This is a genomic window from Streptomyces sp. NPDC008001 (genome assembly GCF_042958085.1).
GTDB lineage: Bacteria > Actinomycetota > Actinomycetes > Streptomycetales > Streptomycetaceae > Streptomyces.
Genome location: NZ_JBIBIZ010000004.1, coordinates 161,699 through 188,210 on the forward strand (window position 1 = coordinate 161,699; position 26,512 = coordinate 188,210).

Below are 26,512 nucleotides of genomic sequence, written 5' to 3' on the forward strand. Positions count from 1 at the left end.
ACTTGAAAGCGCCCGGCCCCTCCGCGATCACTCCTGCCCCTCGGGGACCGCACATTACCCCGGCCGGCCCCGAAAGATGCGGATAACAACAAAAGCCCCGGCCTCAGCAGCACTGAACCCGGGGCTTCCTCACGGCACTTCCAAAGACCGGCAACCGAACCTGCCGCCCTCTATGCAGTTCTCTATTACGCGGACTGCGTCCGGCCGAGGCCGTCGGGCTTCGGCTCTCGGACTGCCGTCTCCCGGAAGCGGGCTGGGGCACCTTGACGCTGCGGGAGACGCGCCCCGTCTCCGGCAAGCAGTGGACCGATTCCGGTGAGCGCACGACCGCCGCGGCCTCAAAGCCCGCGAGGCGTCCACCGACCGGCCGGTCCCCATCCCGCCCGTCCTGGTCGCGATCCTCCAGGAGCATCCGGAGAGGTTCGGGACGGCCAAGGAAGGGCGCGTCTTCGGCAACGAGCGCGGGGGAGTGGTCGGCTCGTCCACCTACTGGCTTTGGCCGGCCGCCCGTACGGCCTGCGGCACGCGTGCATCACGCGATGGCTGAACGCCGGAGTCCCTATCGCCGAAGTGGCCCGTAGGGTCGGCAACTCCCCTGAGGTGATCCACCGCCGCTACCACGGCTGCATCGACGGTCACGAGGAAGCGGCCAACGCGAAGATTGCGAAAGCGCTGGAGGAGGAGGGCGACACGGCCTGACGCGTGTGTCGGAGGTGTGTCGCGAACGCTGAGAGACAACGAGAGAGGGCGGGAGTCAGTGAGACTGACTCCCGCCCTCTTCTCTCGGCATCCGCCCTGGCCAGCGCATGATTTCTGCTGACTTTCGGCGAGTGCCCCCGGCAGGATTCGAACCTGCGCACACGGCTCCGGAGGCCGTTGCTCTATCCCCTGAGCTACGGGGGCGTGTCGTCCGCGTCGCGCGGTGACGGGTAGAACATTACCAGCTTCGGAAGGGTGATCCGCAACGACGTGGGGCGGGGGCTGGGGGATCGGGAGAGGCGGGGGAGGGCGGGGTCGGTGGGGGGAGCTCGCCCGCACGGGGTGGAAGTGGGGAAAACCCGGACGCAGCGTGGTGGGCGCGCTTACTCTCGGGGTGTGCCTGGCTTGTCCGGCCGGGTCCTTGTCGTCGACGACAACAAGGTCATCCGGCAGTTGATCAGGGTCAACCTCGAGCTCGAAGGCTTCGAGGTCGTGACCGCGGCCGATGGTGCCGAGTGCCTGGAGATCGTGCACCGCGTGCGGCCCGACGTGGTGACGCTGGACGTCGTCATGCCCCGGCTCGACGGGCTGAACACCGCTGCCCGGCTGCGGTCCGACGCCCGGACGTGCGACATCCCGATCGCGATCATCAGCGCCTGCACCCAGCTGGAGGTCGAGAGCGGCCGGTCCGCAGGGGTCGACGCGTTCCTGGCGAAGCCGTTCGAGCCGGCCGAGATGGTCCGGCTCGTCCGCAGGCTCATGCGGCGTCAGCGGGAGCCGAGCGACGGGCTGCCGGGGGCCTCGGCCCCCGGGGACGGGGGAGCGGTCCAGTCCGTTCAGCACGCCTGCGGGGTGGAGTCCCTCGGTGAGACGCTCAGCGAATCCCTCAGCGAGTCCCTCAGCCGAGGGGAGTAGCGAGGGAGTGGCGAGGGGAGCGGCGCCGTCTCGGTCGGCGAAACCCATTCGCCTCCGCCCCACCCCTCTCCCCTAGGCTTGACCTCGTGACCCCGGCCGATCTCTCCCGCACCGTGCTGCACACCGTGCAGCGCGCCGTCGAGGCCGACGAGCTGCCCGCCGCCGTGCCCACCCGGGTCACCGTGCGCGTCCCGCCCCGCCCCGGGTGCGGCGACTTCGCCACCAACGTCGCCCTGCGCGTGGCCCAGGACACCGGCCGGCCCGCCCGCGAGGTCGCCGAAGTGCTGCGGAAGCGGCTGGCCGCCGAGCCGGGGATCGCCCGGGTCGAGATCGCCGGGCCCGGCTTCCTCAACATCACCCTTGAGGGGACCTCGTACGCCGAGCTCGTACGGGACGCGCTGCGCCCGCCGCCCCCCGCCCGGCCCCTCCCGCTCCCCGCTCCGGACCCCGCCCTCCTCGCCCGCCTCGGCCCCGACGCCGCCCGCTGGAGCCTCCTGTGGCCCCCCGGCTTCGACCGCGCCGAGCTCCTCGTCCAGCGCGACAGCAACCCCCTCTTCCGGGTGAGATACGCCCACGCCCGTACCCGGGGGCTGCTGCGCAACGCTCGTGACCTGGGGTTCCACTCCGAGCCGGGCGAGCCGGCCGAGTACGCGCACACGGCCGCCGCGCCGCTCCTCGCCGCGCTCGCCGACCACTCCCGCATCACCGCCGCCCGGGACCCCGAGCGCCTCGCCCGGCACCTCGACCGCCTCGCCCACGCCTTCCTGACCTGGCACACGGACCGCGACGTCCTGCCCCGCGGTGACGAGAAACCCTCGGCCGTCCACCGCGCCCGCCTGGCCCTCGCCGAGGCCACGGGCAACGTGCTGGCCGACGGCCTCCACCAGCTCGGCATCACCGCACCCGCACACCTCTGAGGGGATCAGAGACCATGAGCCGTTCCGCCCACCCCGCCGGGCCCCGCTACGCCGACGTCCTTCCCGAGGGCCACTACACCGCGCCGCCCGCCGACCTCAACGCCCTCGACCCGAAGGTCTGGTCCCGCACCGTCGCCCGCGACGAGCACGGCGTCGTCACGGTCGGCGGCATCCCCGTCACCCGCCTCGCCGAGGAGTTCGGCACCCCCGCCTACTTCCTCGACGAGAGCGACTTCCGCGAGCGCTGCCGCGCCTGGCGCGACGCCTTCGGGCCCGACGCCGACGTCTTCTACGCCGGCAAGGCGTTCCTCTCCCGCGCCGTCGTGCGGTGGCTGCACGAAGAGGGGCTCAACCTCGACGTCTGCTCCGCCGGCGAGCTCGCCACCGCCCTCTCCGCCGGCATGCCCGCCGAGCGCATCGCCCTGCACGGCAACAACAAGAGCACCGAGGAGATCACCCGCGCCGTCGAGGCCGGCGTCGGGCGGATCGTCCTCGACTCCTTCCAGGAGATCGTGCGCGTCGCGCACATCGCCGAGCGGCTCGGCAAGCGGCAGCGCGTCCAGATCCGCATCACGGTCGGCGTCGAGGCCCACACCCACGAGTTCATCGCCACCGCCCACGAGGACCAGAAGTTCGGGCTCGCGCTGGCCGGCGGCCAGGCCGCCGAGGCCGTGCGGCGGGCGCTCAAGCTCGACGGCCTGGAGCTCATCGGCATCCACTCCCACATCGGTTCGCAGATCTTCGACACGTCCGGCTTCGAGGTCGCGGCCCACCGGGTCGTCGGCCTGCTCGCCGAGATCCGCGACGAGCACGGCGTCGAGCTGCCCGAGATCGACCTCGGCGGCGGCCTCGGCATCGCCTACACCTCCGACGACGACCCGCGCGAGCCGCAGGAGATCGCCGCGGCCCTGCGCCGGATCGTCACCCGGGAGTGCGCCGCCGCCGGGCTCACCGTGCCGCGCCTCTCCGTCGAGCCGGGGCGCGCCATCGTCGGCCCCACTGCCTTCACCCTCTACGAGGTGGGCACGGTCAAGGAGCTGCCGGGCCTGCGCACGTACGTCAGCGTCGACGGCGGCATGTCCGACAACATCCGCACCGCGCTCTACGACGCCGACTACAGCGTCTCGCTGGTCTCCCGGACGTCGACGGCCGCGCCGATGCTCTCGCGCGTCGTCGGCAAGCACTGCGAATCCGGTGACATCGTCGTCCGTGACGCCTTCCTCCCCGCCGACGTGGCCCCGGGCGACCTGCTCGCCGTGCCCGCCACCGGCGCCTACTGCCGCTCCATGGCCAGCAACTACAACCACGCGCTGCGGCCGCCGGTCGTCGCGGTGGCCGACGGCGTGGCCCGGGTGATCGTCCGGCGCGAGACCGAAGAGGACCTCTTCCGTCTCGACGTCGGCTGAGAAAAGCCGGCCGGAAAAGGCCGGCCGCAAATATCGAGTGCAATACCGGTGCAATGCCGGTGTGATACCGGCGCAATACCGCCTGAAACACAGGTCTCGGATACTGGACAGCGGCGGGAAACCTCCGTCCGGTGAGTGAGACTGGTGCACAACCCAAGATGTATGAGGCTGTATCGATGAGAAGCAGGGGTCGGATGATGCGTACGCGTCCGCTGAAGGTGGCGCTGCTGGGCTGTGGTGTGGTCGGCTCAGAGGTGGCGCGCATCATGACGACGCACGCGGACGACCTCACGGCGCGCATCGGGGCGCCGGTCGAGCTCGCGGGCATCGCCGTCCGGCGGCCCGGCCGGGTCCGCGCCGGCGTGCCCGAGGAGCTCATCACCACCGATGCCACCGCCCTCGTCAAACGCGCGGACATCGACGTGGTCGTCGAGGTCATCGGCGGCATCGAGCCGGCCCGCTCGCTGATCACCACCGCCTTCGAGCACGGCGCCAGCGTCGTCTCGGCCAACAAGGCCCTGCTCGCGCAGGACGGCGCCGCCCTGCACGCCGCCGCCGAGCAGCACGGCGTGGACCTCTACTACGAGGCCGCCGTGGCCGGCGCGATCCCGCTGGTCCGGCCGCTGCGCGAGTCGCTCGCGGGCGACAAGGTCAACCGCGTGCTCGGCATCGTCAACGGCACCACCAACTTCATCCTCGACAAGATGGACTCCAGCGGCGCGGGCTATTCCGAGGCGCTGGACGAGGCCACCGCCCTCGGCTATGCGGAGGCCGACCCGACCGCCGACGTCGAGGGCTTCGACGCCGCCGCGAAGGCCGCGATCCTCGCCGGCATCGCCTTCCACACCCGGGTCCGCCTCGACGACGTCTACCGCGAGGGCATGACGGAGGTCACCGCCGCGGACTTCGCTTCCGCAAAGCAGATGGGCTGCACCATCAAGCTGCTGGCCATCTGCGAGCGCGCCGCCGACGGCCGGTCGGTCACCGCCCGCGTGCACCCGGCGATGATCCCGCTGACCCACCCGCTCGCCTCCGTGCGCGAGGCCTACAACGCGGTCTTCATCGAGGCCGACGCGGCCGGCCAGCTGATGTTCTACGGTCCGGGCGCGGGCGGTTCGCCGACCGCCTCCGCGGTCCTCGGCGACCTCGTCGCCGTCTGCCGCAACAAGGTCGCCGAGGCCACCGGGCCCGGCGAGTCCGCCTACACCCGGCTGCCGGTGAGCGCGATGGGCGAGGTGGTCACCCGCTACCACATCAGCCTCGACGTGGCCGACAAGCCCGGCGTCCTGGCCCAGGTGGCCACGGTCTTCGCCGAGCACGGCGTCTCCATCGACACGGTCCGCCAGCAGGGCAAGGACGGCGAGGCCTCCCTCGTCGTCGTCACCCACCGGGCCGCCGACGCCGCCCTGTCGGCGACGGTCGAGGCGCTGCGCAAGCTGGATACGGTCCGCGGTGTCGCGAGCATCATGCGGGTTGAAGGGGAGTAACGAAAGCAATGTCCAAGCAAACCCACCAGTGGCGCGGCATCATCGAGGAGTACCGCGACCGCCTGCCGGTCTCCGCGGACACCCCCGTGGTCACCCTCCGGGAGGGCGGCACGCCGCTCGTCCCCGCCCAGGTGCTCTCCGAGCGCACGGGCTGCGAGGTCCACCTCAAGGTCGAGGGGGCCAACCCCACCGGCTCCTTCAAGGACCGCGGCATGACCATGGCCATCACGCGGGCGAAGGAGGAGGGCGCGAAGGCCGTCATCTGCGCGTCCACCGGCAACACCTCCGCCTCGGCCGCGGCCTACGCCGTACGGGCCGGCATGGTCTGCGCCGTCCTGGTCCCGCAGGGCAAGATCGCGCTCGGCAAGATGGGCCAGGCCCTGGTCCACGGCGCCCGCATCCTCCAGGTCGACGGCAACTTCGACGACTGCCTGACGCTGGCCCGCGGCCTGTCCGACCAGTACCCCGTGGCGCTGGTCAACTCGGTCAACCCGGTGCGCATCGAAGGCCAGAAGACCGCCGCGTTCGAGATCGTCGACGCGCTCGGCGACGCGCCCGACATTCACGTCCTCCCCGTCGGCAACGCCGGCAACATCACCGCCTACTGGCGCGGTTACCGGGAGTACGCCGCCGACGGGCCCGCTTCCCGCACGCCCCGGATGTGGGGCTTCCAGGCCTCCGGTTCGGCGCCGATCGTGCGCGGCGAGCCGGTGAAGGACCCGCACACGATCGCCACCGCGATCCGCATCGGCAACCCGGCGTCGTGGCAGTTCGCCGAGGAGGCGCGGGACGAATCGGGCGGCCTCATCGACGAGGTGACCGACCGACAGATCCTCGCCGCGTACCGGCTGTTGGCCTCGCAGGAGGGCGTCTTCGTCGAGCCCGCCTCGGCCGCGAGCGTCGCGGGGCTGCTCAAGGCCGCGGAGCTGGGCCTGGTCGACCCCGGCCAGCGCATCGTCTGCACGGTCACCGGCAACGGCCTCAAGGACCCGGACTGGGCGGTGGCGGGGGCGCCTCAGCCGGTCACCGTGCCGGTGGACGCGGCGACCGCCGCGCGGCAGCTGGGCCTCGCCTGACCGACCCGTTCCGGGGCACCGCCCCGGACCCGGTCCGCACACCCCGGACGGGCGGATCTCTTGCCCGGGCAGGCGTGAATGCCCCCCGGGTGCGCGGTGGTCCGGGTCAGAACCGTTCTGACCCGGACCACCGGCGAAGAAGCCGCAAGCCCGCCGCAGGCGACACGCATCGTGCGCCTCCCGTGCGCCCTATGTCGCCGCAGAACCTTCCTTCGATAGGCTGTACTCACTCCGCCCCGTCGCAGATCCCTGCCGTGACCCACGGCATGGCCGTCGCGGCCCTTGCGGATGTTGCACGCCCCACCAAGGCCAGACCAAGGAGAGTCATCGAGCGATGGCCGGTCCCGCGTTCCGCGCCGCCGCTGTCCGCGTGCGCACCCCTGCCACCAGCGCAAACCTCGGCCCCGGCTTCGACGCCCTGGGGCTGTCGCTGGGGCTCTACGACGACATCGTGGTACGGGTGGCCGAATCCGGGCTGCACATCGACATCGCCGGCGAGGGTGCCGACACCCTCCCGCGCGACGAGAGCCATCTCCTCGTCCGCGCCCTGCGCACGGCCTTCGACCTGCTCGGCGGCCAGCCGCGCGGACTGGAGGTCGTCTGTGCCAACCGCATCCCGCACGGGCGCGGCCTCGGCTCCTCCTCGGCGGCCATCTGCGCGGGCATAGTCGCGGCCCGCGCCGTGACCATAGGCGGGGCCGACAAGCTCGACGACGCGGCGCTGCTCGAGCTGGCCACCGAGATCGAGGGGCACCCCGACAACGTCGCCGCATGCCTGATGGGCGGCTTCACCCTGGCGTGGATGGACGCCGGAGTGGCGCGGGCCATTCGGATGGACCCAGCGGATTCCATCGTTCCGGTGGTCTTCGTGCCGTCCCGGCCGGTGCTCACCGAGACGGCCCGCGGGCTCCTGCCGCGCAGCGTCCCCCATGTGGACGCGGCGGCCAACGCCGGCCGGGCCGCCCTGCTGGTCGAGGCGCTGACCAGGCGCCCCGAGCTGCTGCTGGCGGCCACCGAGGACCGGCTCCACCAGGAGTACCGCGCCCCGGCGATGCCGGAGAGCGTGGCCCTGGTCAACCGACTGCGCGCGGACGGCGTCCCCGCGGTCATCTCCGGCGCGGGCCCCACGGTCCTCGCGCTGGTCGAAAGCGGTGCGGCCGACAAGGTCGCACGACTGGCGGGCGAGGGATGGGCGGCCAACCGGCTGACCCTCGACGCCGGGGGGACGAGCGTGCTGCCGCTCGCCTGACAGCGGAAATCCGGGCGAAACCCGGCTCTCGCGAAAATAGCGGGTTGCCGGTCTTGGAGAGGGGGAATGTTTGTGGGATCCGGTAGTGTTAACCTCAAGTCTGCACTCGAAGCCACATCGGCTCGGTGCTCTGTGTCCCGATCAGGGGCCGCTTTTCTTCCGGGAGCCTCCCAAACTGCCTGAGCAGCCTGCCTGAGCAGCTTCGAGCACGCTCCGGAATCGGCGTGGGTGACATGAGTGAAGCCGATACTCCATGTCTTCACCTCATTCTTCACGCCGGCCAATGAACTGATTCTTCCGCCGTACCAGCCGTACCGGCGGACCACCGCCCCGGCCCGGTCCGCAACGCCAGACCGTAGCCGGACAGCACAACCGGTCGCCGAGCCAGACAGGCCGACGCCCGCTCCAGGGAAGGACCCCTTCGTGAGCGACACCACCGATCTGATGGGCGTGACCGCCGCCGGCACTGCCAGCAGTGCCTCCGGCAATGCCTCCGCGCCCGCCACGGACGCTCCCGCCGCGCCTGCCACCGGTGCTGCCACCGCCCCCAAGCGTCGCCGCTCGGGCACGGGCCTCGACGCCATGGTGCTGGCGGAGCTCCAGCAGCTCGCCTCGAGCCTCGGTATCAAGGGCACCGCGCGCATGCGCAAAGGCCAGCTGATCGAGGTCATCAAGGAGAGGCAGGCCGGCGGCTCCGCCGCGCCCGCCAAGGCCGAGACCGCCGCGGACGCCGAGACCAAGCCGAAGCGCCGCGCCACCTCCAAGGCCCGTACGGGTGAGGCGGCCGAGAAGGCCGAGACCAAGCCCGCCGAGAAGGCCGCAGCCCAGCAGCAGATCGAGATCCCGGGCCAGCCCGGTGCCGACGAGCAGCCGGCCGGCGAGCGCCGCCGCCGCCGGGCCACCGCGCCCGCCGGCACCCCCGACACCGCCGAGGCCAAGGCCGAGCCCCGCGCCGAGGAGCGCACCGAGGCCAAGGCCGAGGCCGCGCTGGACTCCGCCGAGGGCAAGGCCGCCAAGGGCGACCGCCAGGACCGCGGCGAGCGCGGCCAGAAGGGCGACCGCCGTGAGCGCGGCGACCGTGGCGAGCGCGGTGAGCGCGGTGAGCGGGGTCAGCGTGACCGCCGTGAGCGCGGCAACCGCGACGACGCCCAGAAGGGCGACCGCCAGCAGCGCGACGGCCGTGGCGCGCCGCAGGGCGCCCAGGGCGGCCCGCAGGACGAGGACGACTTCGAGGGCGGCCGCCGCGGCCGCCGTGGCCGCTACCGCGACCGCCGTGGCCGCCGTGGCCGCGAGGACTTCGGCAACGAGCCGCAGGTCTCCGAGGACGACGTCCTGATCCCCGTCGCGGGCATCCTGGACATCCTTGACAACTACGCCTTCATCCGTACGTCCGGCTACCTCCCCGGCCCGAACGACGTCTACGTCTCCCTCGCCCAGGTCCGCAAGAACGGCCTGCGCAAGGGTGACCACGTCACCGGTGCTGTGCGCCAGCCGAAGGACGGCGAGCGCCGCGAGAAGTTCAACGCCCTCGTCCGCCTCGACTCGGTGAACGGCATGGCGCCCGAAACCGGCCGCGGCCGCCCCGAGTTCGGCAAGCTCACCCCGCTCTACCCGCAGGACCGGATGCGGCTGGAGACGGACCCGGGCGTGCTGACGACCCGGATCATCGACTTGGTCGCCCCCATCGGCAAGGGCCAGCGCGGTCTGATCGTGGCCCCGCCGAAGACCGGCAAGACCATGATCATGCAGGCGATCGCCAATGCGATCACCACCAACAACCCCGAGTGCCACCTGATGGTCGTCCTGGTCGACGAGCGTCCGGAAGAGGTCACCGACATGCAGCGGTCGGTCAAGGGCGAGGTCATCTCCTCGACCTTCGACCGCCCGGCCGAGGACCACACCACCGTCGCCGAGCTGGCCATCGAGCGCGCCAAGCGCCTCGTCGAGCTGGGTCACGACGTGGTCGTCCTGCTGGACTCGATCACCCGTCTGGGCCGCGCCTACAACCTGGCCGCCCCGGCCTCGGGCCGCATCCTGTCCGGTGGTGTCGACTCGACCGCGCTCTACCCGCCGAAGAAGTTCTTCGGTGCCGCGCGCAACATCGAGGACGGCGGCTCGCTGACCATCCTGGCCACCGCGCTGGTCGAGACCGGCTCGCGGATGGACGAGGTGATCTTCGAGGAGTTCAAGGGCACCGGCAACATGGAGCTCAAGCTCGACCGGAAGCTCTCGGACAAGCGCATCTTCCCGGCCGTGGACGTGGACGCCTCCAGCACCCGCAAGGAGGAGATCCTGCTCGGCGGCGAGGAGCTGGCGATCGTCTGGAAGCTGCGCCGGGTGCTGCACGCGCTCGACTCGCAGCAGGCGATCGAGCTGCTGCTCGACAAGATGAAGCAGACCAAGTCGAACGCCGAGTTCCTGATGCAGATCGCGAAGACCACGCCCTCCCCGGGCAACGGCAACGACTGATCACGACTGATCCGCCCAGCGGCTCCGGGAGGCCCCTCGTCACTTCGGTGGCGGGGGGCCTCCGCCGTGATCTTCCCGTGACATCCTGAGACATGTGCCACAGGAACCCCGCTCCCCGATGGCCGGAATAGTTGCCCCTTAAATGGCTGAAATCGCAGGTGGCGGGGGGTGGTGAAGATCGGCCGCCGGGCCGCCGGCCGGAGCTTTTCTAAGACGGTCCTCAGAATCCGCTGTGCAACCCTGTCGCAGACTTCCCCGTCAATCAGCGCAGGGGGGACGACCCCGGGACGGTACCGGGAGACAGCGGAGGACTGAGGAACGCATGGCCGAGGAGAACAGGGGCACGTCAGCGGGCTCGCACCGCCGCCGTGCCGGCGGTGGGCGCGGTCGGCGCCGCAAGGTCCGTGCCCGCCGCAAGGGCTGGCGAATAGCCGCCTGGACGGCCACCGGCGTGGTCCTCGCGGGCGGCGCCGGGGCGGGCTTCCTCTACTTCAAGTTCAACGGCAACCTCAGCAGCGTCGACATCAACGCGGCCCTGGGCAAGAACCGGCCGGAGAACGTCGACAACGGCTCGGAGGACATCCTCGTCCTCGGCTCCGACTCCCGGGCCGGCGCCAACAGCGCCTACGGCCGTGACGAGGGCACCTCCCGCTCCGACACCGCGATGATCGTCCACGTCTACGCGGGTCACAAGAAGGCGAGCGTCGTGAGCATCCCGCGGGACACCATGGTCCCGCGCCCCGCCTGCCGCACCGCCGAGGGCAAGACCAGCCCGGCCGTGAAGAGCGCCCAGTTCAACGAGGCGTACACGGTCGGGGGCGCCGCCTGCGCGGTCGCCACCGTCGAGTCGATGACCAAGATCCGGATGGATCACTACATGGAGGTCGACTTCGCCGGCTTCCAGAAGCTGATCGACAAGCTCGGCGGCGTCGAGGTCACCACGACCAAGCCCATCAAGGACAAGTGGAGCCACCTCAACCTGGAGCCGGGCACCCACACCCTCAACGGCGAGCAGTCCCTCGGCCTGGTCCGCACCCGGCACGGCGTCGGCGACGGCAGCGACCTCGGCCGGATCAAGCTCCAGCAGGCGTTCATCAAGGCGCTCCTGGACCAGGTCAAGCAGATCGGCCTGTTCACCAGCCCCACCAAGCTCTACGGGATCGCCGACACCGCCACCAAGGCGCTCACCACCGACCGCGAGCTGGCCTCCGTCGACAAGCTGTACTCCTTCGCCAACGGCCTCAAGGGCATCGGCTCGGGCGACATGCACATGGTGACGCTGCCGGTGGGCGACGACCCCCTGGACCACAACCGGGTGATCCCGCTCGCCGAGGCCTCCGAGCAGATCTGGAGCGCGCTCCGCGCCGACCAGGCGATCCCGGAGTCCGCGGTCAAGGACGGCGCGGGCACCAAGACCGGCGCCGACGACGTCGTCAAGTAGTCCGGGCCACGCCGCCGGGTGCTGCCGGACCCCCTCCGACCAGGCCCGGAGCCCCCGGGAATAACCGGCCGCGACCTCCCGTTTTGGGGGATGCGGCCAGTACTGGCAGACTGGTCCGTCGGCCCCGGTTCACGTAAGGCAATCCCGCCTCTACGACCCGGAGCCCTCCCGAACCTAGGAGAACCCCTTGAAGCGCGACATCCACCCGGAGTACGTCGAGACCCAGGTCAGCTGCACCTGTGGCGCCTCGTTCACCACGCGTAGCACCGTCGCCGACGGCACCATCCGTGCCGACGTGTGCTCCGAGTGCCACCCGTTCTACACGGGCAAGCAGAAGATCCTCGACACCGGTGGCCGCGTGGCGCGGTTCGAGGCCCGCTTCGGCAAGGCCGCCGGGTCCGCGAAGAAGTAGCGACCCGCAGGCGCCGGTCGGTCGCCCTCCCGTGTGCGAGGGCGACCGGACCGGCGCTTTGTCGTCCAGCAGGCCCGACAGCAGGCCCGTCACTTCCAGCAGCTAGGGAAACCCCATGTTCGAGGCAGTCGAGGAACTGCTCGGCGAGCACGCCGACCTCGAGAAGCGGCTCGCCGACCCCGCCGTCCACGCGGACCAGGCCAACGCCCGCAAGCTCAACAAGCGCTACGCCGAGCTGACGCCGATCGTCGGGACCTACCGCTCCTGGAAGCAGGCCGGGGACGACATCGAGACCGCTCGCGAGTTCGCCGCCGACGACCCCGACTTCGCCGCCGAGGTCAAGGAGCTGGAGAAGCAGCGCGAGGAGCTCACCGACAAGCTCCGCCTGCTCCTCGTCCCGCGCGACCCGAGCGACGACAAGGACGTCATCCTGGAGATCAAGGCCGGCGCGGGCGGCGACGAGTCCGCCCTGTTCGCCGGCGACCTGCTCCGGATGTACCTGCGCTACGCCGAGCGCGTCGGCTGGAAGACCGAGATCATCGACTCCACGGAGTCCGAGCTCGGCGGCTACAAGGACGTCCAGGTCGCGGTGAAGACCAAGGGCGGCCAGGGCGCCACCGAGCCCGGCCAGGGCGTGTGGGCCCGCCTGAAGTACGAGGGCGGCGTGCACCGCGTCCAGCGCGTGCCGGCCACCGAGTCGCAGGGCCGCATCCACACCTCCGCCGCCGGCGTGCTCGTCACGCCCGAGGCCGAGGAGGTCGACGTCGAGATCAACATGAACGACCTGCGCATCGACGTCTACCGCTCGTCCGGCCCCGGCGGCCAGTCCGTCAACACCACCGACTCCGCGGTCCGCATCACCCACCTGCCGACCGGCGTCGTCGCCTCCTGCCAGAACGAGAAGAGCCAGCTCCAGAACAAGGAGCAGGCCCTGCGCATCCTGCGCTCGCGGCTGCTGGCCGCGGCCCAGGAGAAGGCCGAGGCCGAGGCCGCCGACGCGCGCCGCAGCCAGGTGCGCACCGTCGACCGCTCCGAGAAGATCCGGACGTACAACTTCCCGGAAAACCGCATCTCGGACCACCGGGTCGGCTTCAAGGCGTACAACTTGGACCAGGTGCTCGACGGCGAGCTGGACCCGGTGATCCAGGCGTGCGTCGACGCCGACTCCGCCGCCAAGCTCGCCGCCGCGGGCTGACCGCAGACCGCAAGCCCGTCCGCGACCGCCGGCCGGCCCTCCGCAGGGCCGCCCGGCGACCGGGGACGACAGATCGAAGACGCGAGAGGACCACTGTGAATCTGCTGCTCGCCGAAGTGGCGCAAGCCACTCAGCGGCTGGCCGACGCCGGCGTACCTTCTCCGCGCTTCGACGCGGAGGAGCTCGCCGCCTTCGTGCACGGCGTCAAGCGGGGTGAGCTGCACCAGGTCGCCGACGCCGACTTCGACGCCCGCTACTGGGAGGCCGTCGCGCGCCGCGAGGCCCGGGAGCCCCTCCAGCACATCACCGGCCGCGCCTTCTTCCGCTACCTGGAGCTCCAGGTCGGCCCCGGCGTCTTCGTGCCCCGGCCCGAGACCGAGTCGGTCGTCGGCTGGGCCATAGACGCCGTCCGGGCCATGGACGTCGTCGAGCCGCTGATCGTCGACCTGTGCACCGGCTCCGGGGCCATCGCCCTCGCCCTCGCCCAGGAGGTCCCCCGCTCGCGCGTGCACGCCGTCGAGCTGGACGAGACCGCCCTCGGCTGGGCCCGCAAGAACACCGAGGGCTCCCGCGTCACCCTGCACCACGGCGACGCCCTCACCGCGCTGCCCGAGCTCGACGGCCAGGTCGACCTCGTCATCAGCAACCCCCCGTACATCCCGCTCACCGAGTGGGAGTACGTCGCCCCCGAGGCCCGCGACCACGACCCGCAGCTCGCGCTGTTCTCCGGCGAGGACGGCCTCGACACCATCCGCGGCATCGAACGCACCGCCCACCGGCTGCTCCGCCCCGGCGGCGTCGTCGTCATCGAGCACGCCGACACCCAGGGCGGCCAGGTCCCGTGGATCTTCAACGAGGAGAAGGGATGGGCGGATGCCGCCGACCACCCCGACCTCAACAAGCGCCCGCGGTTCGCGACGGCCCGCAGGGCCACGGCGTGACCCGCGCAACGGCACCCACGACGTACAGCAATCGCTTCGCGAAGGAGATGTGATGGCACGGCGATACGACTGCAGCGACGCGACCGACCGCAAGACCGGTCTGCGCGAGGCCGTCGCCGCGGTGCGCCGCGGTGAGCTGGTCGTGCTTCCCACCGACACCGTGTACGGCATCGGTGCGGACGCCTTCAGCCGCGAGGCCGTCGGCGATCTCCTGCAGGCCAAGGGCCGCGGCCGCGGCATGCCCTCGCCCGTCCTCGTCGGCTCCCCGAACACCCTGCACGGCCTCGTCACGGACTTCTCCGAGCAGGCCTGGGAGCTCGTCGACGCCTTCTGGCCCGGCGCCCTCACCCTCGTCGCCACCCACCAGCCGTCCCTCACCTGGGACCTGGGCGAGACCCGCGGCACCGTGGCCGTCCGGATGCCGCTGCACCCGGTCGCCATCGAGCTGCTCACCGAGTTCGGCCCGATGGCCGTCTCCAGCGCCAACCTCACCGGCCACCCCGCGCCGCAGAGCTGCGACGCCGCCCAGGAGATGCTCGGCGACTCCGTCTCCGTCTACCTCGACGGCGGCCCGACCCCCGCCGACGTGCCGTCCTCCATCGTGGACGTCACGGGCAAGGTGCCCGTCCTGCTGCGCGCCGGCGCGATCAGCGCCGAGCAGCTCCGCGAGGTGGTACCCGACCTCGAGGTGGCGAATTGATCGCCCCGCAGGGGCGTGGCATAGCGGGACCGGACACGGCGGCCAGGGCCGACACCTTCCGCATCCTCCACGTCAGCACCGGCAACGTCTGCCGCTCGCCCATCACCGAGCGGCTGACCCGCCATGCGCTCACCGACCGCCTCGGCGACCCGTTCGCGGGCGGCCTGGTGGTGGAGAGCGCGGGCACCTGGGGCCACGAGGGCGCTCCCATGGAGGCGCACGCCGCCACCGTCCTCGCTGACCTCGGCGCCGACCCGGCCGGGTTCACCGGCCGGGAGCTGCTGGACGAGCACGTCATCCGCGCCGACCTGGTCCTGACCGCCACCCGCGACCACCGCGCCCAGGTCATCTCCATGGGCCACTCGGCGGGGCTGCGCACCTTCACGCTGAAGGAGTTCACCCGGCTGGTGCGCGCCATAGACCCGGCGACGCTCCCGGACCCCGAGCGGGCCGGCGGCGTGGTCGAGCGTGCCCGCGCCCTGGTGCAGGCGGCCGCCGCCCTGCGCGGCTGGCTGCTGGCCCCGAACGCCGAGGCGGACGAGGTCCACGACCCCTACGGCGCCCCCATCACCTTCTTCCGCTCCATCGGCGCGGAGATCGACCAGGCCCTGGACCCGGTGGTGACCGCCCTCACCGGCGTCGCGGCCCGCCGCTGACGGCCGGGAGGCACACCGGGCATCCGTGTCGCCGCGGGCCTACATTGGGTGGTGAACCTTCCGTATCGCCGGGAGCCCGCGATGTCCGCCACCCCCTCGACCACCCGGGACGCGCGCGCCACCGTGCGGGAGCCGCCCCCGTACGGCGACTGGAGCCACGGCCTGGACGCGCTGACGCGCCAGGACCCTGAGCTCGCCGGGCTGCTCCTCGGCGAGGCCCGCCGCCAGGCGGACGGCCTCCAGCTGATCGCCGCCGAGAACTTCACCTCGCCCGCCGTGCTCGCCGCCCTCGGCTCCCCGCTGGCCAACAAGTACGCCGAGGGCTATCCGGGCGCCCGCCACCACGGCGGCTGCGAGCTGGTCGACATGGCGGAGCGCATCGCCGTCGACCGCGCGAAGGCCCTGTTCGGCGCCGAACACGCCAACGTGCAGCCCCACTCGGGCTCCTCCGCGATGCTCGCCGCCTACGCCGCGCTGCTGAGCCCCGGCGACACGGTGCTGGCCATGGACCTGCGCCACGGCGGTCACCTCACCCACGGCTCCCCGGCGAACTTCTCCGGCCGCTGGTACGGCTTCACCGGCTACGGCGTCCGCCGCGACACCGGCCTCATCGACTACGACCAGGTGCAGGCCCTGGCACGGGAGCACCGGCCCGCGGCGATCGTCTGCGGCTCGATCTCGTACCCGCGCCACCCCGACTACGCGGCCTTCCGCGAGATCGCCGACGAGACCGGCGCCTGGCTGATCGTGGACGCCGCCCACCCCATCGGGCTGGTGGCCGGGGGAGCGGCGCCCAGCCCCGTCCCGTACGCCGACGTGGTGTGCGCGACCACCCACAAGGTGCTGCGCGGGCCGCGCGGCGGGATGATCCTGTGCCGCGGGGAGCTGGCGGGCCGGATCGACCGGGCGGTGTTCCCGTTCACGCAGGGCGGCGCGCAGATGCACACCGTCGCGGCGAAGGCGGTGGCGTTCGGGGAGGCGGCGACGGCGGCCTTCTCCGCGTACGCCCGTCAGGTGGTGGCCAACGCTCGCGTCCTTGCCGCCTCCCTGGCCGCTGAGGGCCTCGCTGTGACGACGGGAGGTACCGATACGCATCTCATCACCGCGGACGTCTCCGGGCTCGCCCTGGAGGCCGCCACGGCCCGCGGCAGGCTGGCGGCCGCCGGCATCGTCCTGGATCTCTGCGGTCTGCCGCACGGCACGGCGCACGGGCTGAGGCTGGGCACCGCCGCGGTGACGACGCAGGGCATGCGGGAGCCGGAGATGGCGCGGATCGGCGCACTGACCGGGGCGGCGCTGAGGGGCGCGGGGCCGGGCGGGGGCCTGCGCGGGGAGGTCGCCCGGCTCACTGCGGCCTTCCCCCTCTACGCTCCTTATCCGGACCACATCTGACGGCTGCAACCATCGCGGATGGCCGTACGTCTACAGCTGTATTCACGGATCGGGGGCGGACGCGAATATGGTGTGGGGCTGTGATGTCCAGCGCGACCTCTGGGGCAGCCCGTGCGTGAATACCTGCTGACGCTGTGCGTCACCGCGGCAGTCACCTATCTGCTGACGGGACCGGTGCGGAAGTTCGCGATCGTGGCCGGCGCGATGCCGGAGATCCGCGCGCGCGACGTGCACCGGGAGCCGACGCCACGGCTCGGCGGCATCGCGATGTTCGGCGGGCTGTGCGCGGGGCTGCTGGTGGCGGCCCACCTGTCGAACCTCGGCAAGGTCTTCGAGCTGCACAGCGAGCCGCGGGCGCTGCTCTCGGGCGCCGGGCTGATCTGGATCCTCGGCGTGCTGGACGACAAGTGGGGCGTGGACGCCCTGGTCAAGCTGGGCGGCCAGATGATCGCCGCCGGTGTGATGGTGCTCCAGGGCCTGACGATCCTGTGGATCCCGGTGCCCGGCGTGGGCACGGTCGGCCTCACCCCCATGCAGGGCACGCTGCTGACGGTCGCGCTCGTGGTCATCACCATCAACGCGGTCAATTTCGTCGACGGCCTGGACGGCCTGGCCTCCGGAATGGTGTGCATCGCCGCCGCCGCGTTCTTCCTCTACGCCTACCGGCTCTGGTTCGGGCACAACGTGGAGGCGGCCGCTCCCGCGACGCTGTTCGCCGCGATCCTGATGGGCATGTGCCTGGGATTCCTCCCGCACAACATGCATCCCGCACGAATCTTTATGGGCGATTCCGGCTCCATGCTGATCGGCCTGGTGCTGGCCGCCGGCGCCATTTCCATCACCGGCCAGGTCGACCCCGATGTGCTCAATGCGTTCACGGGCGGTTCCGAGCGCGCCGTCGTGCACGCGACGGTGCCGGTCTACATCCCGCTGCTGCTGCCGCTGACGGTGATCGCGGTGCCGGTCGCCGACCTGCTGCTCGCCATCGTGCGGCGCACCTGGAACGGCCAGTCGCCGTTCGCCGCGGACCGCGGCCACCTGCACCACCGGCTGCTGGAGATCGGGCACTCGCACAGCCGCGCGGTGCTGATCATGTACTTCTGGTCGGGGCTCATCGCCTTCGGCACGGTCGCCTACTCCGTGCACTCGGCGAGCACCTGGATCCTGCTGCTGATCGTCGCGCTGAGCGCGGCCGGTCTGGTCCTCCTGCTGCTGCCGCGGTTCAAGCCGCGCGCCCCGCGCTGGGCCGAGGCGTTCGTGCCGCCCCGCTACCGCCGCCGCAAGGTGACGGCCGCGGCGCCGGCGGAACCGGCGGCGGGGGAGCCCGCGGCGCAGCCGGAGGAGCCCGCCGAGCAGCGCGAACCGGTGCCCGCCGGCATCCACGGCGCCACCGCCATCGGCGACCGCTCGCGCTTCACCCGGATCAGCAGCAACGGCTGAGGCGCCGCCGGCGAATGGATGTCCCTACCAGAGATCCCATGGCTCGTCAGCGCCTTGACCAGCGACGTGACCCTTGCGTGTGACGTCCGGCACACGATGTAGGTAAAGACCTCATCAAATAGTTTGTGATACCGTTCACGAAACCCGGTGCTAGAGCCGATGGACCGTAGTGCGGCGGTCCTTCGTCGCAAGTCGTGAGCATTTCCGGGGATACGCTCGTCCACGACGAATCGTTGCTTCCGACCTCATCGCCGGAGAAACCCTTCATGCAGTCCAACGACGCCCGAACACTCCTGCAGTGCGCCGTCCCGACCGCCGTGGCCGGCCTCGTCGCCGCCGCCGTGAGCGGTGTGCTCGCCGGCGGCAAGGGTGCGGTCGGCGCTGTCGTCGGCACCCTCGTGGCGGGCGGCGTCATGGCCATGGGTCTCTTCGTGCTGCAGCGCACGGCCAAGTCCTTCCCGCACCTGTTCCAGGCCATGGGTCTGGTGCTCTACGTGACGCAGTTCCTGATCTCCGCGGTCGTTCTCGCGGTCTTCCGGGACACGTCGCTGTTCAACACCCGGGCGTTCGCCTTCGCGCTGCTCGGCGCGGTCCTCGTGTGGACCGCCGCGCAGACCCGGGCGTATCTCAAGGCCAAGATCCTTTATGTCGATCCGGAATCCGCCGAGGCGAAGAAGTCCGCGCCCGCCGGGTCCCCGACGTGACCGGTAGGGCCGCGATAAAGGTGCCGGTGCTCACCTGCTATCGTCCGGTGCCATCTGAGGCACAGTGGGCGCAGGCAGCTGAACACCCGAGTTTCCCGGGACGGAATCGGCAGTCCATGCAGCTGATGCCCGCGACCGGCCCCGCGCCGTTCACCCGCCCCCCCATCCGCAAGACCAGTCCAGTGCCGTTCCGCGGCTGTGCGCCGCGCCGACACAACGAGGTTGCCGTACCTATGCGCCACGCTGAAGGAGCTCGCGGTGAGTGCTAACGAGATGCTCGCCTTCGAGACCGATTGCCACATCTTCGATGGGTGCGGCTTCCCAGCCCCAGGCCTCCACTCGTTCCTGTTCGAGCCGCTGTTCAAGGTCGGCGGCATCGAGTTCAACAAGCCCATGCTGCTGGCCGTGCTCACCACGGTCCTCGTCATCGGCTTCTTCTGGGCGGCCTTCGGCCGGGCCAAGGTGGTCCCCGGCAAGCTGCAGATGGTCGGTGAGGCGGGCTACGACTTCGTGCGCCGCGGCATCGTCTACGACTCGCTCGGCAAGAAGGAGGGCGAGAAGTACGTCCCCTTCATGGTCTCGCTGTTCTTCTTCGTCTGGATCATGAACCTCTGGTCGATCATTCCGGTCGCCCAGTTCCCGGTGACGTCGATCATCGCCTTCCCGGCGGCGCTCGCCCTGATCGTCTACGTCCTCTGGATGTACCTGACGTTCAAGAAGCACGGCTTCGTCGGCGGCCTCAAGAACATCGTGGGCTACGACAAGTCCCTGGGCCCGATCCTCCCGCTCGCCGTGACGCTCGAGTTCTTCTCGAACGTGATCATCCGGCCCTTCACCCACGCGGTGCGGCTCTTCGCGAACATGTTCGCGGGTCACCTGCTGATCCTCATGTTCACCGTCGCCAGCTGGTACCTGCTGAACGGGATCGGGATCGCCTACGCCGGCGTCTCCTTCGTGATGACGATCGTGATGACCGCCTTCGAGCTGTTCATCCAGGCCGTCCAGGCGTACGTCTTCGTGCTGCTGGCCACCAACTACGTCCAGGGCGCGCTCGCAGAGCACCACTGAGCACCCCCGCTCCCCAGACCAACAGTCGTCCGGTGGCCAACCCCCACCGGTCCGTGAAAGAGAAGGAAGAACGAGCATGTCTGCTGCTCTCCAGACCATCGCCGCTGGTGTCGAGATCAAGGGCAACCTGGGCTCGATCGGCTACGGCCTGGCCGCGATCGGCCCCGGCGTCGGCGTCGGCATCGTCTTCGGTAACGGCACCCAGGCCCTGGCCCGCCAGCCCGAGGCCGCCGGCCTGATCCGCGCCAACCAGATCCTCGGCTTCGCCTTCTGTGAGGCGCTCGCCCTGATCGGTCTGGTCATGCCGTTCGTCTACCCGACCTCCTGATCACCGCCTGACGACCACTGTTTTCGACGGAAGGCATTGATGTGAATCCCCTGGCAGTCCTGGCGAGCGAGGGGGAGCTGGAAAACCCGCTCCTGCCCCCGCTCCCAGAGCTCGTCATCGGCCTGATCGCCTTCGCCATCGTCTTCATCTTCCTCGGCAAGAAGCTCCTCCCGAAGATCAACAAGACTCTGGACGAGCGCCGCGAGGCCATCGAAGGCGGTATGGAGAAGGCTGAGGCCGCCCAGGCCGAGGCGCAGCAGGTGCTCGAGGACTACCGGGCACAGCTCGCCGACGCCCGCCACGAGGCCGCCCGCATGCGCCAGGAGGCGCAGGAGCAGGGTGCGTCGATGATCGCAGAGATGCGGTCCGAGGGGGAGCGTCAGCGCGAGGAGATCATCGCTGCCGGCCACGCCCAGATCGAGGCCGACCGCAAGGCCGCCGCGGCCACGCTCCGTCAGGACGTGGGCAAGCTCGCGAGCGACCTGGCCGGCCGGATCGTCGGCGAGTCCCTCGCCGACGCGGCCCGGCAGAGCCGGACCATCGACCGCTTCCTCGACGACCTCGAGGCCAAGGCGGCGGCCGGTGCGACGAAGGCAGAGGCGAACCGATGAGCGGAGCGAGCCGGGAGGCGCTGGCCTCCGCACGTGAGCGCCTGGACGCGCTGGCGGACAACACCTCCGTGGACGCGGTGAAGCTCGCCGAGGACCTCGCCGCGGTCACCTCGCTGCTGGACCGCGAGGTGTCCCTGCGCCGGGTCCTGACCGACCCGGCGCAGCCCGGCGAGGCCAAGTCCCAGCTGGCCGCCCGGCTGCTCGGCGGCCAGGTGGGCGGCGAGTGCGCCGACCTGGTCTCCGGGATGGTGCGGTCCCGCTGGTCGCGCTCGCGCGACCTGGTGGACGCCATCGAGGAGCTGGCCTCCGGCGCCGAGTTCATCGCCGCCGAGCGGGCCGGTGCCCTGGACGACGTCGAGGACGAGCTGTTCCGCTTCGGCCGCATCGTCGCCTCCAGCTCCGAGCTGCGGGCCGCGCTGACGGACAAGGTCGCGAACCGCTCGGCCAAGACGGCGCTGGTGCGGGAGCTGCTGGGGGGCCGGGCCAACCCGGTCACCGAGCGACTCGTCGTCCGTCTTGTGGGACAGCCGCGGGGCCGTAGCCTGGAGGCGGGGCTCAACGCCCTCTCCAAGCTGGCCGCGGACCGCCGGGACCGCGTGGTCGCGGTGGTCACCTCCGCGGTGCCGATGAGCGACGCCCAGAAGCAGCGGCTCGGCGACGCGCTCGCCAAGCTGTACGGGCGCCGTGTCCACCTCAACCTGGACATCGACCCCGAGATCCTCGGCGGTGTGCAGGTGCGGATCGGCGACGAGGTCATCAACGGCAGCATCGCGGACCGTCTCGCGGAGGCGGACCGGCGGATGGCCGGCTGACAGCCACCAACTCAAGAGCATGACTGACGGCCCGAGTTGGGCCGACGGTGTCCTCCGGGGGCCAGCAGCGGAAGCTGCCGGAACCGGCCTCCGGAGAAGAAATACTTCGGGCCCAACAAGGAGAGCAGGGAACCCAGATGGCGGAGCTCACGATCCGGCCGGAGGAGATCCGGGACGCGCTGGAGAACTTTGTCCAGGCGTACAAGCCGGACGCGGCCTCGCGCGAGGAGGTCGGTACGGTCAGCGTTGCCGGCGACGGCATCGCTAAGGTCGAGGGCCTTCCCTCGGCCATGGCGAACGAGCTGCTGCGGTTCGAGGACGGAACCCTCGGTCTCGCCCTCAACCTCGAGGAGCGCGAGATCGGTGCGGTCGTCCTCGGCGAGTTCAGCGGCATCGAGGAGGGCCAGCCGGTGCAGCGCACCGGTGAGGTGCTCTCCGTCGCGGTGGGCGAGGGCTACCTCGGCCGCGTCGTCGACCCGCTGGGCAACCCGATCGACGGCCTCGGCGAGATCGCGACCGAGGGGCGGCGCGCCCTCGAGCTGCAGGCCCCCACGGTCATGCAGCGCAAGTCGGTCCACGAGCCGATGGAGACGGGCTACAAGGCCGTCGACGCGATGACCCCGGTCGGCCGCGGTCAGCGTCAGCTGATCATCGGCGACCGCCAGACCGGCAAGACCGCGCTGGCCGTCGACACGATCATCAACCAGCGTGACAACTGGCGCACCGGCGACCCGAAGAAGCAGGTCCGCTGCATCTACGTCGCCATCGGCCAGAAGGGCTCGACCATCGCCTCCGTGCGCGCCGCGCTGGAGGAGGCCGGTGCGCTGGAGTACACGACGATCGTCGCGGCCCCCGCGTCCGACCCGGCGGGCTTCAAGTTCCTCGCCCCCTACACCGGCTCGGCCATCGGTCAGCACTGGATGTACCAGGGCAAGCACGTCCTGATCGTCTTCGACGACCTGTCGAAGCAGGCCGACGCCTACCGCGCCGTGTCGCTGCTGCTGCGCCGCCCGCCGGGCCGTGAGGCCTACCCGGGTGACGTCTTCTACCTGCACTCGCGTCTGCTGGAGCGCTGCGCCAAGCTCTCCGACGAGATGGGTGCCGGCTCGATGACCGGTCTGCCGATCGTCGAGACCAAGGCCAACGACGTCTCGGCGTTCATCCCGACCAACGTCATCTCCATCACCGACGGCCAGTGCTTCCTGGAGTCCGACCTGTTCAACGCCGGCCAGCGCCCGGCCCTGAACGTCGGCATCTCGGTCTCCCGTGTCGGTGGCTCCGCCCAGCACAAGGCCATGAAGCAGGTCTCCGGCCGGCTTCGCGTGGACCTCGCCCAGTTCCGTGAGCTGGAGGCGTTCGCCGCCTTCGGTTCCGACCTGGACGCGGCCTCCAAGGCCTCGCTGGAGCGCGGCAAGCGCATGGTCGAGCTGCTGAAGCAGGCCCAGTACGCCCCGTACTCCACCGAGGACCAGGTCGTCTCCATCTGGGCCGGCACCACGGGCAAGATGGACGAGGTCCCGGTCGAGGACATCCGCCGCTTCGAGCGCGAGCTGCTGGACTACCTGCACCGCGAGCACAAGGGCCTCATGACCTCCATCCGTGAGGGCGGCAAGATGTCCGACGACACGCTGCAGGCCGTGGGCGACGCGATCGCGTCCTTCAAGCAGCAGTTCGAGACCTCGGACGGCAAGCTGCTGGGCGAGGGCTGAGCATGGGTGCCCAGCTCCGGGTCTACAAGAGGCGGATCAAGTCCGTCTCCGCGACCAAGAAGATCACCAAGGCGATGGAGATGATCGCCGCCTCGCGCATCGTCAAGGCGCAGCGCCAGGTGGCCGCATCCACTCCGTACGCCAGTGAGCTCACCCGGGCAGTGACCGCGGTTGCCACCGGCTCCACCACCAAGCACGCCCTCACCACCGAGGCGGAGAACCCGGCCCGCGCCGCAGTGCTGCTCGTCACGAGCGACCGCGGTCTGGCCGGCGGCTACTCCTCGAACGCCATCAAGGCGGCGGAGGCGCTCACCAAGCGCCTCCGGGCCGAGGGCAAGGACGTCGTCACGTACATCGTCGGCCGCAAGGGCGTCGCGTACTACGGCTTCCGCGAGCGTCCGGTGGCGGAGTCCTGGACCGGCTTCACGGACAGCCCGACCTACGCCGACGCCAAGCGCATCGCGGGTCCGCTGATCGAGGCCGTTCAGCGGGACACGGCCGAGGGCGGCGTGGACGAGCTGCACATCGTCTTCACCGAGTTCGTCTCGATGATGACGCAGACGCCGGTCGACAACCGCCTGCTGCCGCTGAGCCTGGAGAAGGCCCCGGCGGAGCAGGAGACCGGCGCGCCCGGCCGGATCCTTCCGCTGTTCGACTTCGAACCGTCGGCGGAAGGGGTCCTCGACGCACTGCTTCCGCGGTACGTGGAGTCCCGGATCTACAACGCGCTGCTGCAGGCCGCCGCTTCCGAGCACGCCGCCCGCCGCCGTGCGATGAAGTCCGCGACCGACAACGCGGAAGATCTCATCAAGTCGCTCACGCGGCTTGCCAATGCGGCCCGACAGGCCGACATCACCCAGGAAATCAGCGAGATCGTCGGTGGCGCCAGCGCTCTGGCCGACGCGACCGCGGGGAGTGACAACTAATGACGACCACTGTTGAGACGGCCGCCGCCACGGGCCGCGTCGCGCGGGTCATCGGCCCCGTCGTCGACGTGGAGTTCCCCGTCGACGCGATGCCGGAGATCTACAACGCTCTGCACGTCGAGGTCGACGACCCGGCCGAGGAGGGTGCGCGCAAGACGCTGACCCTCGAGGTCGCCCAGCACCTGGGCGAGGGCCTGGTCCGCGCGATCTCCATGCAGCCCACCGACGGCCTGGTCCGCCAGGCCCCGGTGACCAACACCGGCACGGGCATCACCGTCCCGGTCGGTGACGTGACCAAGGGCAAGGTGTTCAACACCCTGGGCCAGGTCCTCAACGAGGACCCGTCCACGGTCGCCGACGCCGAGCGCTGGTCCATCCACCGCAAGGCCCCGGCCTTCGACCAGCTCGAGTCCAAGACCGAGATGTTCGAGACCGGCCTGAAGGTCGTCGACCTGCTGACCCCGTACGTCAAGGGCGGCAAGATCGGTCTGTTCGGTGGTGCCGGTGTCGGCAAGACCGTGCTGATCCAGGAAATGATCATGCGTGTGGCGAAGCTGCACGAGGGTGTTTCCGTCTTCGCCGGTGTCGGTGAGCGCACCCGTGAGGGCAACGACCTCATGGTGGAGATGGAGGAGGCCGGCGTTCTCGACAAGACCGCGCTGGTCTTCGGTCAGATGGACGAGCCCCCGGGCACCCGTCTGCGCGTGGCCCTGGCCGGTCTGACCATGGCGGAGTACTTCCGCGATGTGCAGAAGCAGGACGTGCTGTTCTTCATCGACAACATCTTCCGCTTCACCCAGGCCGGTTCCGAGGTCTCCACCCTGCTGGGCCGCATGCCCTCCGCGGTGGGTTACCAGCCGAACCTCGCGGACGAGATGGGCATCCTGCAGGAGCGCATCACCTCGACCCGTGGTCACTCGATCACCTCGATGCAGGCGATCTACGTCCCCGCGGACGACCTGACCGACCCGGCCCCGGCGACCACCTTCGCCCACCTGGACGCCACGACCGTGCTGTCGCGTCCGATCTCGGAGAAGGGCATCTACCCGGCGGTGGACCCGCTGGACTCGACGTCCCGCATCCTGGACCCGCGGTACATCGCGCAGGAGCACTACGAGGCCGCCATGCGCGTCAAGGGGATCCTGCAGAAGTACAAGGACCTCCAGGACATCATCGCGATCCTCGGCATCGACGAGCTGGGCGAGGAGGACAAGCTCGTCGTCCACCGTGCCCGTCGCGTCGAGCGCTTCCTGTCGCAGAACACCCACGCGGCGAAGCAGTTCACCGGTGTGGACGGCTCCGACGTCCCGCTGGACGAGTCCATCGCGGCGTTCAACGCCATCTGCGACGGTGAGTACGACCACTTCCCCGAGCAGGCCTTCTTCATGTGCGGTGGTCTCGAGGACCTGAAGAAGAACGCCAAGGAGCTGGGCGTCTCCTGAGCCCCGTGCTCGTCAGCTGCCGGGGGCGGGGCGCTCCCGCCCCCGGCAGCCACGTCCCCTATTCTTTGACCCAACACCTGCCGTGCCCGGCAGGTGAAGACCCGAGGAGCCACGTTGGCTGCTGAGCTGCACGTCGAGCTGGTCGCGGCGGACCGAAGCGTCTGGTCCGGCGAGGCCACTCTGGTCATCGCGCGTACCACATCGGGTGACATCGGCGTCATGCCCGGCCACCAGCCGCTGCTCGGTGTGCTGGAGTCCGGCCCGGTGACCATCAGGACCGCCGACGGCAATGTCGTCGCCGCGGTGCACGGCGGTTTCATCTCGTTCGCGGACGACAAGCTCTCGCTGCTCGCCGAGGTTGCGGAGCTGGCCGACGAGATCGACGTCCAGCGCGCGGAGCGGGCGCTCGAGCGCGCCAAGTCGGCTGCGGACGCCGCGGCCGAGCGGCGCGCCGACGTCCGGCTGCGAGCGGTCACGGGCGTTCATTAGCCCACGGCCCGATGAGTTCGTCCCTCAG

The 26,512-nt window shown here is 70.8% G+C and carries 24 protein-coding genes, 1 tRNA gene and 1 pseudogene; 25 read left to right on the top strand and 1 reads right to left on the bottom strand.

Annotated features, from left to right (window positions below; translation table 11 throughout):
• Positions 1 to 165: 165 nt before the first annotated feature.
• A pseudogene (locus tag ACFZCD_RS12305) lies at positions 166 to 699 on the top strand (site-specific integrase); the annotation flags it as partial.
• A gap of 132 nt (positions 700 to 831) precedes the next feature.
• Here the strand turns inward: ACFZCD_RS12305 and ACFZCD_RS12310 are convergent.
• Positions 832 to 903 (bottom strand) — tRNA-Arg (locus ACFZCD_RS12310).
• A 144-nt stretch (positions 904 to 1,047) separates the two neighbouring features.
• Between ACFZCD_RS12310 and ACFZCD_RS12315 the strand changes: the two genes are divergently transcribed.
• The 24 genes from ACFZCD_RS12315 to ACFZCD_RS12430 all read left to right on the top strand — a co-directional run bounded on the left by ACFZCD_RS12315 (position 1,048) and on the right by ACFZCD_RS12430 (position 26,484).
• A complete protein-coding gene (locus ACFZCD_RS12315; RefSeq protein WP_391829761.1) occupies positions 1,048 to 1,614 on the top strand; it encodes a PleD family two-component system response regulator in 567 nt (188 codons plus the stop codon).
• 86 nt (positions 1,615 to 1,700) lie between these two features.
• Complete coding sequence (nrtL, locus tag ACFZCD_RS12320; RefSeq protein ID WP_391829762.1) at positions 1,701 to 2,531, top strand: ArgS-related anticodon-binding protein NrtL; 831 nt, start codon at positions 1,701 to 1,703, stop codon at positions 2,529 to 2,531.
• 14 nt (positions 2,532 to 2,545) lie between these two features.
• Positions 2,546 to 3,937: a diaminopimelate decarboxylase gene (gene lysA / locus ACFZCD_RS12325; RefSeq protein WP_391829763.1), complete on the top strand. Its 1,392-nt coding sequence runs from the start codon at positions 2,546 to 2,548 to the stop codon at positions 3,935 to 3,937.
• A 194-nt stretch (positions 3,938 to 4,131) separates the two neighbouring features.
• The gene (locus tag ACFZCD_RS12330; protein WP_391829764.1) at positions 4,132 to 5,424 is read left to right on the top strand and encodes a homoserine dehydrogenase; all 1,293 of its coding nucleotides are present in this window, start codon (positions 4,132 to 4,134) and stop codon (positions 5,422 to 5,424) included.
• Between the two features lie 8 nt (positions 5,425 to 5,432).
• The gene (gene thrC, locus ACFZCD_RS12335; RefSeq protein ID WP_391829765.1) at positions 5,433 to 6,500 is read left to right on the top strand and encodes a threonine synthase; all 1,068 of its coding nucleotides are present in this window, start codon (positions 5,433 to 5,435) and stop codon (positions 6,498 to 6,500) included.
• Positions 6,501 to 6,834: 334 nt separating this feature from the next.
• Complete coding sequence (gene thrB, locus ACFZCD_RS12340; protein ID WP_391829766.1) at positions 6,835 to 7,749, top strand: homoserine kinase; 915 nt, start codon at positions 6,835 to 6,837, stop codon at positions 7,747 to 7,749.
• A gap of 423 nt (positions 7,750 to 8,172) precedes the next feature.
• Entirely contained in the window at positions 8,173 to 10,218 is a 2,046-nt protein-coding gene (gene rho, locus ACFZCD_RS12345) for a transcription termination factor Rho (protein ID WP_391829767.1), read from the top strand.
• A 322-nt stretch (positions 10,219 to 10,540) separates the two neighbouring features.
• Positions 10,541 to 11,659 (top strand): LCP family protein, encoded by a 1,119-nt coding sequence (locus ACFZCD_RS12350; protein ID WP_391829768.1) that lies wholly within the window; start codon positions 10,541 to 10,543, stop codon positions 11,657 to 11,659.
• Between the two features lie 187 nt (positions 11,660 to 11,846).
• Complete coding sequence (gene rpmE / locus ACFZCD_RS12355; protein ID WP_058046284.1) at positions 11,847 to 12,071, top strand: 50S ribosomal protein L31; 225 nt, start codon at positions 11,847 to 11,849, stop codon at positions 12,069 to 12,071.
• Between the two features lie 115 nt (positions 12,072 to 12,186).
• Positions 12,187 to 13,266 (top strand): peptide chain release factor 1, encoded by a 1,080-nt coding sequence (gene prfA, locus ACFZCD_RS12360; RefSeq protein WP_391829769.1) that lies wholly within the window; start codon positions 12,187 to 12,189, stop codon positions 13,264 to 13,266.
• Between the two features lie 95 nt (positions 13,267 to 13,361).
• Positions 13,362 to 14,207 carry a peptide chain release factor N(5)-glutamine methyltransferase gene (prmC, locus tag ACFZCD_RS12365; protein ID WP_391829770.1) on the top strand — a complete coding sequence of 282 codons (846 nt, stop codon included), beginning with the start codon at positions 13,362 to 13,364 and terminating at the stop codon, positions 14,205 to 14,207.
• 52 nt (positions 14,208 to 14,259) lie between these two features.
• Complete coding sequence (locus tag ACFZCD_RS12370; RefSeq protein WP_391829772.1) at positions 14,260 to 14,907, top strand: L-threonylcarbamoyladenylate synthase; 648 nt, start codon at positions 14,260 to 14,262, stop codon at positions 14,905 to 14,907.
• Positions 14,904 to 15,563: a protein-tyrosine-phosphatase gene (locus ACFZCD_RS12375; RefSeq protein WP_391829774.1), complete on the top strand. Its 660-nt coding sequence runs from the start codon at positions 14,904 to 14,906 to the stop codon at positions 15,561 to 15,563. Before ACFZCD_RS12370 ends, ACFZCD_RS12375 begins: the two co-directional genes overlap by 4 nt.
• Positions 15,564 to 15,644: 81 nt before the next feature.
• On the top strand, positions 15,645 to 16,955 hold the full coding sequence (gene glyA, locus ACFZCD_RS12380) for a serine hydroxymethyltransferase (protein WP_391829776.1): 1,311 nt from the start codon (positions 15,645 to 15,647) through the stop codon (positions 16,953 to 16,955).
• A gap of 111 nt (positions 16,956 to 17,066) precedes the next feature.
• Positions 17,067 to 18,395 (top strand): MraY family glycosyltransferase, encoded by a 1,329-nt coding sequence (locus tag ACFZCD_RS12385; protein WP_391829778.1) that lies wholly within the window; start codon positions 17,067 to 17,069, stop codon positions 18,393 to 18,395.
• A gap of 266 nt (positions 18,396 to 18,661) precedes the next feature.
• Positions 18,662 to 19,099, top strand: coding sequence for a hypothetical protein (locus tag ACFZCD_RS12390; RefSeq protein ID WP_391829780.1), 438 nt, complete (start codon positions 18,662 to 18,664; stop codon positions 19,097 to 19,099).
• A gap of 273 nt (positions 19,100 to 19,372) precedes the next feature.
• The gene (atpB, locus tag ACFZCD_RS12395) at positions 19,373 to 20,167 is read left to right on the top strand and encodes a F0F1 ATP synthase subunit A (protein ID WP_391830359.1); all 795 of its coding nucleotides are present in this window, start codon (positions 19,373 to 19,375) and stop codon (positions 20,165 to 20,167) included.
• A gap of 76 nt (positions 20,168 to 20,243) precedes the next feature.
• Positions 20,244 to 20,495: an ATP synthase F0 subunit C gene (gene atpE, locus ACFZCD_RS12400; RefSeq protein ID WP_099201169.1), complete on the top strand. Its 252-nt coding sequence runs from the start codon at positions 20,244 to 20,246 to the stop codon at positions 20,493 to 20,495.
• A 41-nt stretch (positions 20,496 to 20,536) separates the two neighbouring features.
• On the top strand, positions 20,537 to 21,106 hold the full coding sequence (locus ACFZCD_RS12405) for a F0F1 ATP synthase subunit B (RefSeq protein WP_391829782.1): 570 nt from the start codon (positions 20,537 to 20,539) through the stop codon (positions 21,104 to 21,106).
• Positions 21,103 to 21,918, top strand: a complete 816-nt coding sequence (locus ACFZCD_RS12410; RefSeq protein WP_391829784.1) for a F0F1 ATP synthase subunit delta — start codon at positions 21,103 to 21,105, stop codon at positions 21,916 to 21,918. Before ACFZCD_RS12405 ends, ACFZCD_RS12410 begins: the two co-directional genes overlap by 4 nt.
• A 137-nt stretch (positions 21,919 to 22,055) precedes the next feature.
• Positions 22,056 to 23,627 carry a F0F1 ATP synthase subunit alpha gene (atpA, locus tag ACFZCD_RS12415; protein WP_391829786.1) on the top strand — a complete coding sequence of 524 codons (1,572 nt, stop codon included), beginning with the start codon at positions 22,056 to 22,058 and terminating at the stop codon, positions 23,625 to 23,627.
• A gap of 2 nt (positions 23,628 to 23,629) precedes the next feature.
• Positions 23,630 to 24,553, top strand: a complete 924-nt coding sequence (locus ACFZCD_RS12420; protein WP_391829788.1) for a F0F1 ATP synthase subunit gamma — start codon at positions 23,630 to 23,632, stop codon at positions 24,551 to 24,553.
• Positions 24,553 to 25,995, top strand: coding sequence for a F0F1 ATP synthase subunit beta (atpD, locus tag ACFZCD_RS12425; protein WP_391829790.1), 1,443 nt, complete (start codon positions 24,553 to 24,555; stop codon positions 25,993 to 25,995). The genes ACFZCD_RS12420 and atpD overlap by 1 nt, the downstream gene beginning before the upstream one ends.
• Positions 25,996 to 26,109: 114 nt before the next feature.
• Complete coding sequence (locus ACFZCD_RS12430; protein ID WP_391829792.1) at positions 26,110 to 26,484, top strand: F0F1 ATP synthase subunit epsilon; 375 nt, start codon at positions 26,110 to 26,112, stop codon at positions 26,482 to 26,484.
• Positions 26,485 to 26,512 lie beyond the last annotated feature (28 nt).

Coding starts and splice junctions, on each gene's coding strand:
- atpD (WP_391829790.1), top strand. CDS start 24,553: ATGACGACCACTGTTGAGACGGCCGCCGCCACGGGCCGCGTCGCGCGG.
- ACFZCD_RS12370 (WP_391829772.1), top strand. CDS start 14,260: ATGGCACGGCGATACGACTGCAGCGACGCGACCGACCGCAAGACCGGT.
- ACFZCD_RS12390 (WP_391829780.1), top strand. CDS start 18,662: ATGCAGTCCAACGACGCCCGAACACTCCTGCAGTGCGCCGTCCCGACC.
- glyA (WP_391829776.1), top strand. CDS start 15,645: ATGTCCGCCACCCCCTCGACCACCCGGGACGCGCGCGCCACCGTGCGG.
- lysA (WP_391829763.1), top strand. CDS start 2,546: ATGAGCCGTTCCGCCCACCCCGCCGGGCCCCGCTACGCCGACGTCCTT.
- atpA (WP_391829786.1), top strand. CDS start 22,056: ATGGCGGAGCTCACGATCCGGCCGGAGGAGATCCGGGACGCGCTGGAG.
- prfA (WP_391829769.1), top strand. CDS start 12,187: ATGTTCGAGGCAGTCGAGGAACTGCTCGGCGAGCACGCCGACCTCGAG.
- thrC (WP_391829765.1), top strand. CDS start 5,433: ATGTCCAAGCAAACCCACCAGTGGCGCGGCATCATCGAGGAGTACCGC.
- ACFZCD_RS12420 (WP_391829788.1), top strand. CDS start 23,630: ATGGGTGCCCAGCTCCGGGTCTACAAGAGGCGGATCAAGTCCGTCTCC.
- atpE (WP_099201169.1), top strand. CDS start 20,244: ATGTCTGCTGCTCTCCAGACCATCGCCGCTGGTGTCGAGATCAAGGGC.
- thrB (WP_391829766.1), top strand. CDS start 6,835: ATGGCCGGTCCCGCGTTCCGCGCCGCCGCTGTCCGCGTGCGCACCCCT.
- ACFZCD_RS12350 (WP_391829768.1), top strand. CDS start 10,541: ATGGCCGAGGAGAACAGGGGCACGTCAGCGGGCTCGCACCGCCGCCGT.
- atpB (WP_391830359.1), top strand. CDS start 19,373: ATGCTCGCCTTCGAGACCGATTGCCACATCTTCGATGGGTGCGGCTTC.
- ACFZCD_RS12330 (WP_391829764.1), top strand. CDS start 4,132: ATGATGCGTACGCGTCCGCTGAAGGTGGCGCTGCTGGGCTGTGGTGTG.
- ACFZCD_RS12410 (WP_391829784.1), top strand. CDS start 21,103: ATGAGCGGAGCGAGCCGGGAGGCGCTGGCCTCCGCACGTGAGCGCCTG.